General features: G+C 35.6%; 9 protein-coding genes, 1 tRNA gene and 1 pseudogene. 6 read left to right on the plus strand and 5 right to left on the minus strand.

Features of this window, described 5'->3' with window-relative positions; all coding sequences use genetic code 11:
- Positions 1–106: 106 nt before the first annotated feature.
- The 5 genes from Q0543_RS11480 to Q0543_RS11500 form a co-directional block, all read right to left on the minus strand.
- A complete protein-coding gene (locus Q0543_RS11480) occupies positions 107–1,360 on the minus strand; it encodes a DUF2254 domain-containing protein (protein ID WP_299252949.1) in 1,254 nt (417 codons plus the stop codon).
- A gap of 133 nt (positions 1,361–1,493) precedes the next feature.
- Positions 1,494–2,789 (minus strand): adenylosuccinate synthase, encoded by a 1,296-nt coding sequence (locus Q0543_RS11485; RefSeq protein ID WP_299252952.1) that lies wholly within the window; start codon positions 2,787–2,789, stop codon positions 1,494–1,496.
- Positions 2,790–2,793: 4 nt separating this feature from the next.
- Positions 2,794–3,135 carry an STAS domain-containing protein gene (locus Q0543_RS11490; RefSeq protein ID WP_299252955.1) on the minus strand — a complete coding sequence of 114 codons (342 nt, stop codon included), beginning with the start codon at positions 3,133–3,135 and terminating at the stop codon, positions 2,794–2,796.
- Between the two features lie 48 nt (positions 3,136–3,183).
- Complete coding sequence (locus tag Q0543_RS11495; RefSeq protein ID WP_299252957.1) at positions 3,184–3,681, minus strand: transcriptional repressor; 498 nt, start codon at positions 3,679–3,681, stop codon at positions 3,184–3,186.
- Between the two features lie 39 nt (positions 3,682–3,720).
- On the minus strand, positions 3,721–5,919 hold the full coding sequence (locus Q0543_RS11500; protein WP_299252960.1) for a bifunctional (p)ppGpp synthetase/guanosine-3',5'-bis(diphosphate) 3'-pyrophosphohydrolase: 2,199 nt from the start codon (positions 5,917–5,919) through the stop codon (positions 3,721–3,723).
- A 252-nt stretch (positions 5,920–6,171) separates the two neighbouring features.
- On the opposite strand from Q0543_RS11500, the gene Q0543_RS11505 reads away from it, so the two are divergent.
- From Q0543_RS11505 to Q0543_RS11530, 6 genes and pseudogenes are all read left to right on the plus strand, one after another.
- Positions 6,172–6,253: transfer RNA gene (locus Q0543_RS11505), tRNA-Leu, on the plus strand.
- Positions 6,254–6,344: 91 nt separating this feature from the next.
- The gene (gene tig, locus Q0543_RS11510) at positions 6,345–7,685 is read left to right on the plus strand and encodes a trigger factor (RefSeq protein WP_299252963.1); all 1,341 of its coding nucleotides are present in this window, start codon (positions 6,345–6,347) and stop codon (positions 7,683–7,685) included.
- A 97-nt stretch (positions 7,686–7,782) separates the two neighbouring features.
- Entirely contained in the window at positions 7,783–8,475 is a 693-nt protein-coding gene (locus Q0543_RS11515) for an ATP-dependent Clp protease proteolytic subunit (RefSeq protein ID WP_299252966.1), read from the plus strand.
- 96 nt (positions 8,476–8,571) lie between these two features.
- Positions 8,572–9,807: an ATP-dependent Clp protease ATP-binding subunit ClpX gene (clpX, locus tag Q0543_RS11520; RefSeq protein WP_299252972.1), complete on the plus strand. Its 1,236-nt coding sequence runs from the start codon at positions 8,572–8,574 to the stop codon at positions 9,805–9,807.
- Between the two features lie 226 nt (positions 9,808–10,033).
- On the plus strand, positions 10,034–10,981 hold the full coding sequence (gene moaCB, locus Q0543_RS11525; RefSeq protein WP_299252969.1) for a bifunctional molybdenum cofactor biosynthesis protein MoaC/MoaB: 948 nt from the start codon (positions 10,034–10,036) through the stop codon (positions 10,979–10,981).
- 2 nt (positions 10,982–10,983) lie between these two features.
- Positions 10,984–11,254 (plus strand): annotated as a pseudogene (locus tag Q0543_RS11530) (molybdopterin molybdenumtransferase MoeA); the annotation flags it as partial.

The raw sequence follows: 11,254 nt of genomic DNA on the forward strand, positions 1-11,254 counted from the left end.
ATTGTCTAAATTATTCGCCTAAACCAGTTGCTCCCCAGAAAATGGATGTGACCCTTAAAGTGTTGAAAATCCTGAATTTTACATTTTGTTTAAAGCGCAAGCGGATTCAATTTAAAATGGAAACTGATTTTAACATCTCACTTTCTTCTTTTATTGGTAACGCACCTTCTGCTCGCTTATATGCAAGTATTGAATGTTTTTTTGCAAGTTCTTTACACCTTTCATCACCCATGCTATATATGGACTGCAATACTTTTTGCAAACGCAATTGCACCTCTATATTTCCTGCACCATCGCGTGCAATTGGTCTAAATGCATCTTCAAATAAATCTTCTACATGAATTACGGGTACTTTTATTCTTGAGAATAGCGGCTCAACAGCTTTTGTTTCAGACTCATTTTTAATCCATTCTGCAAATAAACGTAAATGGGATTCTAAAATTGCAATTGCTGTTCCTGGATCATTTACTGCAGGCGACAAGGCACGACTCGCAATTTCACTAAGTGTTATAAAGCCAAAACGTGGATCTTCATCAAACAAACGAACAGGGCCTAAGGTAAACGCTTCTTCGAGTACTTTCATTTCGAAATCAACGGCTACCCCTCCTTCTGTTGTAATATACAATATAGGCTTATTGGGCGTTATAAAATTCCCTTGCAAACAGTTTAACCGAATGTAAATATGTTTTTCTTCTGCAATCTGTTGTAATTTAGAAGTGTTGATTTGGAGTATATGTCCGATTGTTTCAATGTATAAAGGAACACCTGTAGTATCTTGTTTATCATAGGGTATACTACCTAAATAATGGTTGGAATGAATTACACGAATGGATTTTGCAGCTGCGTCTTCTATTTTTTGAATGGTTGTTGCCAAACGACCTAAGCTAGATATCTTAGAAACCCAGTTTAAAAATGTAAAAATGACAATGGTAAACATCCCTACCGTTAATGCAAACAAGGTGAAATGTCCTGATTTTCCATAATAGCCATTTTTCATTGCGACCGTAGCAACCACACTAAAGATAAATGAGCCGATAAATACGGACAAGGCATTTTGAGAACTATCGTCGGCGACAACCAACTTAAAAGATCTAGGGGTTGCAGTATTGCTAGCGGCATTGTAAGCAGAAATCATCGAACCAACTGCAAAAATTGAAATCACCAACATACTTGCTGAAAGCGTGGATAGTAATTCTTGAATGGATTCTGTCTTAATCTTTGGAACATACTTATATAATTCAGTATTATCTGAAAGATGAGCTACTAAAGCGCCAGCTACAGAAAACAAACAAAAAAGAACGGGTCTAAACCACAGTTGTTCTCTCAAGCGATTTAGTATAAATGTCAATTTCCCTTTCATATATTTTTTTAAGTAGGTGTAATACTGAATATACTTAAAAATTAATAGTTATAGACGAAATTCGATTCATTCTAAAAAAAATACCTTCTGTTAAATAAACAGAAGGTATTTAAAATTTAAGGTATTTATTGTTTTATGCCGTTATAAAACTTTCGTCTTTAATTAGCGTCTCCTTACGATCTGGCCCAATTGAAATTAGAGTTATAGGTAAACCCAATTCTTTTTCAATAAATGCAGAATAATCTAATAACTCTTTTGGCAAGGAATTAAATGTTTCGCAATGCGCTAAATCCTGATTCCAGCCTTTTAATGTTTTATATACAGGAGTCAAATCATCGGTACACATATCATATGGCAAGGTATCTACAACATCCCCATTACCTAATTTGTAATGTGTGCAAACCTCAAGCTCTTCAAAGGTATTCAATACATCCGCCTTCATCATTAATAAATGTGAAACACCATTAATCATGCATGCATATTTCAAAGCAGGCAAATCCAACCAACCACATCTACGCGGGCGACCAGTAGTTGAGCCAAACTCGTTCCCTTCTTTACGCATTTTTTCTCCTACTGCATCGTGTAATTCTGTAGGGAAAGGTCCACTACCTACGCGTGTACAATAGGCTTTGAAAATACCAAATACGTTTCCTATATGCTTCGGTGCAATACCCAAACCTGTACATGCACCAGCAACCATTGTGCTGGAAGATGTAACAAAAGGATATGAACCAAAATCAATATCTAATAAAGATCCTTGAGCACCTTCCGCTAAGATTGTTTTCTTTTGTTGAATGGCGTCATTTATAAAATATTCACTATCCACCAAATTCATTGTACGCAAACGTTCAATATATTTGAAAAATAAGATTTCACGATCTTTCATTGCTGAATAATCGTGCTTGTGAAAATCTAATATTTGCTTGTGTGCGTTTACCAATTTAGTATACTTGTCCATAAAATTCGGACTAAGAATATCACCTACGCGTAAACCTTGTCTGGATACTTTATCGGTATATGTTGGCCCAATACCACGAAGGGTTGAACCGATTTTATTAGCACCTTTAGCAGCTTCGTATGCTGCATCTAATTCAACATGTGAAGGAAGAATTAAAGAAGCCTTTTTAGATATAAATAAATTTTTATTTAGATTTAAATTAAAAGCGGTAAGCTTATCAATTTCTTTTTCAAATAAAGCAATTACATCTAATACCAACCCATTACCAATAAGGTTAGTGATATTGGAACGAAATACACCCGAAGGTATTTGGTGTAGAACGATTTTATTTCCATCAAATATTAGTGTATGCCCTGCATTCGGCCCGCCTTGAAAACGCGCTACGTAATCATATTTAGGAGCAAGTACATCTACCACTTTACCTTTACCTTCGTCGCCCCACTGCAACCCTAATAATACATCAACTGCCATTTCCTTATTTAGTTAATCTCTGTAATGCTTCTTCTTCGTTTTCAACAATCACAAAAATAGAATTCAATTTTGTGATGATTAATAATTTCTTTATTTGTTCAGAAGGGTTGATTAATACCAATTCACCTCCTTTGTTTCTAAACTTAGTTAATAGTGTAATCAATACACCTATACCGCTGCTGTTCATGTAACGAACCAAAGCTAAATCAATCGCACAACGATTGATATTTTCATTTAATTTTTCACTAACAAGATCCATCAGTTCCAAACCATTACTTTCACCAATCAAATCGCCTTCTAATTGAAGGAATAAAATATTCTCTTTGATATATGTATTGTATTTCATGTATGATTAAGTTTAAAATCTGTTACTATTTATTTATTACGTTCTTGCTTATTTTTCAATTTGAATTTTCACTTCAGGCTTTATATCTTTTTTGTTTTCACAGGTAGAATTGGTACAACTTCCATATAAAATCAATGAATGGTGCATCACATTAAAATGCAATAGTTCTCCAACCATAGTTTGTATGTTGTATACTCTAGGATCACAAAATTCAACTACCTTATGACAATCTGTGCAAATTAAGTGATCGTGTTGGCGATATCCAAAAGAACGCTCGTATTGTGCAAGATTCTTTCCGAATTGGTGTTTTGTAACCAAATCACACTCCACTAATATGTCAAGCGTATTATAGACGGTTGCACGACTCACTCTATAATTTTTATTTTTCATACTAATGTATAGATTCTCAACATCAAAGTGACCCACCCGAGAGTAGATTTCCTCTAAAATTGCGAACCGTTCAGGAGTTTTTCTCAAACTTTTGTTTTCAAGATATGCGGTAAATATCTTTTTAACCTGCGATAATAAATCTTCCAATGGCGACATAGGTATCAAATATACGAATAAAGGAATTCTTATTCCAAATCAACTACTTATACGGGACACACTAATGATGTCCGAAATCTCTTTCAGTTTGGAAATGAGGGTGTTCAAATGTTCAGTACCATTCACAAACACCATCATTGTACCTTCAAAAATCCCATCATCCGTATCTATTGTAATGGATCTAATATTTACTTTCAATTGTGTTGAAATAACTTTTGTAACGTCGTTTATGATACCAACACGATCCGCACCAACAATTTTAAGACCTGTTAGGAAAGCTAGTTCTTGTTGTGAAGTCCATTTGGCTTTTACTATTCGATAGCCATATTGCGACATTAATTCCATGGCATTCGGGCAATTTGTTCTGTGAATTTTAATTCCTTCGCTTACCGTTACAAAACCAAATACCTCATCTCCAGGAATTGGATTGCAACATTTTGCAAACGTATAATCAATTTTATCTAGATTGTCTCCAATCAAGATCATGTCTTTATCAGCACCTTTTACAGTATGCTGTTTTTTATCATGATCTACATCCACGACTCGTTTGGATGGTTCTGGTTTCTTTTCGGGGTCTTTTAATCGTTTTAGCTGGCTTGGTTGAATAATATCTTTTGCCACATTGTAATAAAACTCCAAAGGAGTTTTAACATTAAAGAGCAATAGCATTTTGTTTATGGTCTCATTATTCAAAGGGATTTTTAAGTGATTCAACTTGCGTTCAACCATTGCTTTTCCATCCAAGGCTATTGTCTTCTTTTCTTCTTTAAGCGATTCTTTTATTTTAGTTCGCGCTTTAGAAGTAACAACAAACTTCAACCAATCTTCAGAAGGCTTTTGCTTCCCAGAAGTTAAAATTTCTATTTGATCCCCATTATTCAGTTGATAGCTTAAAGGAACCAGTTTCTGATTCACCTTGGCACCCAAACAACGCTCTCCAATTTTAGTGTGGATTTCAAATGCAAAATCCAATGCCGTAGCACCAAACTGTAAGGTTTTCAGATCACCTTTTGGTGTAAAAACAAATACTTCTTCGCTGAATAAGTTTTGACGAAATTCGTTTACAAATTCAAGTGCAGAGAAATCATTATTTTCAATCAACTCTCGCACTTTACGAATCCAATCTTCAATACCAGAATCTTTTACGACGGGCTTACCTTCTTTGTATTTCCAGTGCGCAGCATATCCTTTTTCTGCAATGTCATCCATCCGTTGAGTTCTGATTTGAACTTCTACCCATTGCCCGGATTTACTCATTACCGTGGTATGCAAAGATTCGTAGCCATTGGCTTTTGGCGTACTTACCCAGTCTTTCAATCGATCTGGATTGGGCTTATAAAAATCGGTTACGATGGAATATGCTTTCCAACAAACGCTCTTTTCTTCTGCCAATGGAGCATCTAAAATCAATCGGATGGCAAACAAATCATACACCTCTTCAAAAGGTATATTTTGTGTTTGCATTTTAGTATGAATCGAATAAATGGATTTCGTTCTACCTTTAATTTTAAAATTTAAACCCGCACTTTTCAATGGAACCTCTAGCGGCCCTGCAAATTCCTTCGTAGTCTTTTGTCTTGCAGCGCTTGATTTTGAAACTTTATCTTCAATAAAATTATATCGTTCCGTATCTGTGTATTTTAAATACAAATCTTCCAATTCAGATTTGATTGCATATAAACCTAAGCGATGAGCAAGTGGCGCATACAAATACATCGTTTCTGATGCGATTTTCAGCTGCTTATCTCGCGGCATGCTACCAAGAGTCCGCATATTGTGCAAGCGATCGGCAAGCTTGACCAAAATAACTCGAACATCTTCGGAAAGCGTCAGGATCATTTTTCTGAAATTTTCAGCTTGCTGCGAGCTTCCATGCTCAAAAACACCTGAAATCTTCGTTAACCCATCTATAATGGTTGCTACTTTCGGTCCAAAATCTCTTTCAAGATCTCGTAATTCAAGATGCGTATCTTCCACTACATCATGCAATAAGGCGGCAACAATAGAGGTTGTACCTAATCCAATTTCCTCTACAGCAATTTGTGCTACCGCTAAGGGATGATAAATATAGGGTTCACCTGATTTTCTGCGCATGTCTTTATGCGCTTGAACAGATGTGTAAAAAGCTTTTTTAATAATTTTGGCATCCCCATCTTTTAAAACAGGCTTAGCAGCCCGAAGCAATAGACGATATCGCTTTATAATTTCTTTATTTTCCTTTTCTATATCAATTACCATATCATCACCTACTAAAATACCTTACTAGTTGTTATTCAACAGATAAGCAATTATATTAATTCAACCTACAATCTAATAACACCATTGTACGTAATTAATGTTCTAAATAACAAAAATAGACCTGAATATTAACATATGATAAAATATTTTTTTCAAATGTATGCTAGTAATATTAAAAAAAAGTCCTAAGTTTGCATTCCCAAATCAGAGATGAAATGGGTTATACTTGGAAGAAGTATAAAAATTAAATAAGCGGATGTGGCGAAATTGGTAGACGCACTAGACTTAGGATCTAGCGCCGCAAGGTATGGGGGTTCGAGTCCCTTCATCCGCACGTTTTTAATAACACCGAAAACCCTCTCCTCTAATAAGGGCGAGGGTTTTTTATTTTAACATAAGATTTAAACTTAAACCAATCTACCCCATTGGAAATCGTATTAGACAAAAAAGGCGCAACAGCAGCTACGTTAAAAGTAACAATCAAAGCGGCTGATTACCTACCTACCATTCAAAATAAGTTGAAGGATTATGGTAAAAAAGCATCTGTAAAAGGTTTCAGACCAGGAAAAGTGCCCTCAAGTGTTGTTGAGAAAATGTATGGCAAGAACTTGAAAATGGAAGAAATCAACAAAATACTTTCAAGAACTGTAAGTCAATATGTTAAAGATGAAAAATTAAATATCATCGGATTTCCTCTACCAGATCAAGGTCTTGCAGCAAAAATCGACTGGGATAACGGTACGGAGTTCGAATTCTTTTATGATTTAGGCTTAATTCCTGAATTCAAATACGATTTATCCGATAAAATACACGTTACGAAATTCGAAATTGAAGCTGATCCAAAACATATTGCTGAAACATTAGTAAATATTCGTCGTCAGCAAGGTAAAATGGACGAAGCAGAAATCGTTGTAGAAGGCGATTATATAAATGGTGAAATGAAATCTTTATCAACTGATTTCGTTACTACCACCATGATACCTACTGAAAAAGTAGAAAAATCTGAATTGAATAAATTTGTTGGTAAAAAAATTGGCGATGTTATTGAGTTTGACATTGACAAAGCATTTGGCGACAAAACATCCATTGCACATGTAACAGGAATGACAAAAGAAGAAGCAGAAACAACTTCTGGCACATTCTCTTTTACCGTTTCAGGCGTACGTCGTTCTTTCCCCGCAGAATTGAATCAAGAGTTTTTTGATAAAATATTTGGTCCTGGAGCAGTTGCTTCTGAAGAAGAATTCAATACAAAGTTAGCAGAAACGATTAACCAAAACTACAATCGCGAAGCTGAAGTCTTACTTGCTAAGAATATTCGTAAAGAGTTTGTAGCGAATACGAAAGTTGACATTTCTGAGGATTTTTTAAAACGTTTCCTATTAGTTAATAATGAAGGAAAAATATCTGCAGAACAAATTGATGCTGATTTCAACCTGTATCAAGATGACTTAAAATGGTTGTTGATTCGCAATAAAATTGGTGAAGACAACAGCATTAAAGTTGACCATGCAGAAGTTATTTCTAGAACCAAAGAATTGTTTATGCAACAATTTGGAGGCATGACTACCCTATCTGAAGAGATGGAAGAAACCATGAATAAATTAGCAGATAATTACTTAGCTGCTGAAAACGGCAAAAACTACAACCGTACGTTTGAAGAAGTATATTACAATAAGGTTTTAAAATTGATTGAATCAAAAATTAGTTATAAAACGAAAAAAATAAGCGTAGACGAATTCGAAAAATTAGCTCAAGCAAACTAATTATACACGAAATACGTTACAATGAAAAGAAGTCCTTTGTAAAGAGGACTTTTTTTTTACATTTGTAGAACGAATACCATTTTAACCCAAAAACAAAATGATCGACCCGAACGAATTCAGAAAATTTGCTGTAAAGGATCAGGGAATTAGTAGCCTTGCCGTTGACAGCTATATCAATCAAATACAAAGCATTGCACCTAATTACATTGTTGGAATGACACCAAATGTAGTAGAAGAGCGTCAGATGCGTGCAACCGTAATTGACGTTTTCTCTCGTTTAATGGGTGATCGTATTATATTCTTAGGTACAGGAATTGACGATTACGTAGCAAACGTTGTCAATGCACAACTTTTATTCTTGGAATCTGTTGACCCTAAGAAAGATATCATGATGTATATAAACAGTCCCGGTGGATCTGTATATGCAGGCTTGGGTATTTACGATACCATGCATTATATCAATCCAGACGTATCTACAACGTGTGTTGGTCTTGCAGCTTCTATGGGTGCAGTATTATTGTGCGGCGGCGCACCAAATAAGCGCTCAGCACTTCCCCATTCAAGAATCATGATACACCAACCTTTGGGTGGCGCACAAGGACAAGCTTCAGACATTGAAATCACTGCACGTGAAATCATGAAATTGAAAGCAGAATTGTATGCAATCTTAGCCAAACATTCAGGTAAAGACATCGAAACGATTGAAAAACATTCAGATCGTGACTATTGGTTGAAAGCTGCAGAAGCAAAAGAATACGGCATCATTGATGAAGTATTAACAAGAAGCTAATATTAATTATTTATTTCCTTTAAAAACATAAGGTAGGAACTATTTTGTTCTTACCTTATGTTTGCTTTATACCCCATACCAATTCCGTTATATAAAATGGCGCAACAAACCTGTTCGTTCTGCGAAAGACCTAAAAAAGATGTATTGTTAATGATTACTGGCTTACATGCAAATATGTGTGATAAGTGCATTACTCAGTCTTACACAATTTTACAAGAAGAAATTAAGCAAAAAAGCAAAGCTGATGCGAAGCCGAATTTCAATTTAATAAAACCTGCAAAAATGAAGTCCCATCTAGACCAGTTTGTAATTGGACAAGATGAAGCAAAAAAAGTTATGTCTGTTGCGGTGTATAACCACTACAAACGTTTGATGCAGACGGAAATAAATGAAGAAGATGATGTTCAAATTGAAAAATCAAACATCATCATGGTTGGAGAAACAGGCACAGGTAAAACCTATTTAGCACGTACCTTAGCTAAGATTTTGCAAGTGCCTTTTTGTATTGCAGATGCCACTGTTTTAACTGAAGCAGGTTATGTGGGTGAAGATGTAGAATCAATTTTAACACGTTTACTACAAGCAGCAAACTACGATGTAGAAGCAGCTCAAAGAGGAATCGTTTATATTGATGAGATTGATAAGATTGCACGCAAAAGCGACAATCCATCTATTACTAGAGATGTAAGTGGTGAAGGTGTACAACAAGCACTATTAAAATTATTAGAAGGCAGTATGGTAAATGTTCCTCCACAAGGGGGCAGAAAACATCCAGATCAAAAAATGATTGCCATAAATACTGAAAACATACTTTTCATTTGCGGTGGTGCATTTGATGGCATTTCAAGAATCATTGCTAACAGGTTAAATACTCAACCTATAGGTTTCAAGAATAACAATGAGAACGATGACATCGACAACGAAAATCTGTTGCAATATGTAACTGCATTGGATTTAAAAACGTTCGGATTAATACCCGAATTAATTGGTCGATTGCCCTTAGTATCGTATTTGGATCCACTGAACGAAGAAATGTTATTGGAAATCTTAACAAAACCCAAAAACGCCATCGTTAAGCAATATCAAAAATTGTTTAAGATGGAAGGCATTGCACTTTCGTTTGAAGATGATGCATTAAAATATATCGTTGAGAAAGCAATGGCATTCAAATTAGGTGCAAGAGGTTTGCGTTCAATCTGCGAAGCAATCATGACGGATGCAATGTTTGATTTACCTTCACTAGAAATACCGCAAACAAGCTATGTAATAACCTATGAATACGCGAAGGAGAAACTTGATCGATCTAAATTCAAGAAACTTAAAGTAGCTTAAGGATTGAGTGAATAATACTTTTAAAAGACCTCTGTGTAATGCAGGGGTCTTTTTTTATTGGGACTAAGAATTTACAATTTATACTATCGTACAGGAATCCTTAAATAGCATATAACGTTCAATACTGATTTGGAAACAATCCCACAAGTTTGCTATTCATAGGCAATCCACGTATTTTACACTTTCTTTACACGTTACACTCTTCACTTTACACTTTACATTTAAAATGCGCGACATTAGCGGAAAACAAATTACTCTTAGAACAGCAACCGGCATTGGCTTGGTAACATGCTCTGTAAAAACCATAGATCACATTATAAATGATACCTTACCAAAAGGAAATATGTTTGATGTGGCGCGTGCCGCAGCTTTTTTAGCCGCAAAAAATACTTCTCAGTTAATCCCACATTGTCACCCGGTAGGCATCGATGGAATGTCTGTAGATTTTGAAATTTTAGATCCCATAAAACATGCGAATCAATTCAATATTTCCATTGAAGGACTACATGGCGTAGTTATTCGTTCTCAAATAAAATCCATTGGAAGGACTGGAATTGAAATTGAAGCATTAACCGGTATTTCGATTGCAGCATTGACGGTTTATGATTTATTGAAAAATATAGATAAAAAATTAAGCATCGGCCCTATCCAGTTACTAGAAAAAACGGGTGGTAAAAGCGGACAAAAATATTTTAACACGCCTCCCAAATGTGCCGTATTGGTTTGCTCCGATTCTACCTTTGAAGGAAAACGTGAAGACACTTCAGGAATGAAGATTGTGGAGATGTTAGGCGAACTTGGTATAACAGATGTTTCGTATGCAATTTTACCAGATGAGCCAACTCAAATTCAAGAAAAAATCAAAACGTGGGTAGCAGAAGATTATGCGTATGTATTTACTACAGGCGGAACCGGATTAGGCCCAAGAGATAAAACCGTTGAAGCTGTTAAAGCTATTATAGAACGAGATGCAGATGGCATTACAGAAGCCATGCGCGTGTATGGACAAATGCGTACGCCACTTGCCATGATGTCTAGAGCTGTTGCAGGTGCAATCAATGAAACATTGATTGTAACCTTGCCAGGAAGTAGTAATGGTGTACGTGAATGTTTGGAAGCAATTATGCCTGCCGTATTTCATGCACGTAAAATGATGAAAGGCGGAGGACATTAACTATGATATCTTTTGAAGAAGCGCAAGAACTTGTATTGAATAAAAAAATTGAGACTACCCCTACTCTGATTCCGTTATTGGAAAGTATTGGAAATTTTTATTCGGAAGATATCATTGCCGATAGAAATTATCCGCCATTCAATAGAGCAGCAGTAGATGGCATCGCTTTTTATTGGGATGGCACCTCTCCAGTAAAAGATTTTTACACATTGACTGGAACGGCATTTGCGGGAGAAATGTGGCAAGGAGAAATCCAAGAAAATGAATGCTTGC

The sequence above is a fragment of the uncultured Cytophaga sp. genome (assembly GCF_937863595.1).
Lineage (GTDB): Bacteria > Bacteroidota > Bacteroidia > Cytophagales > Cytophagaceae > Cytophaga.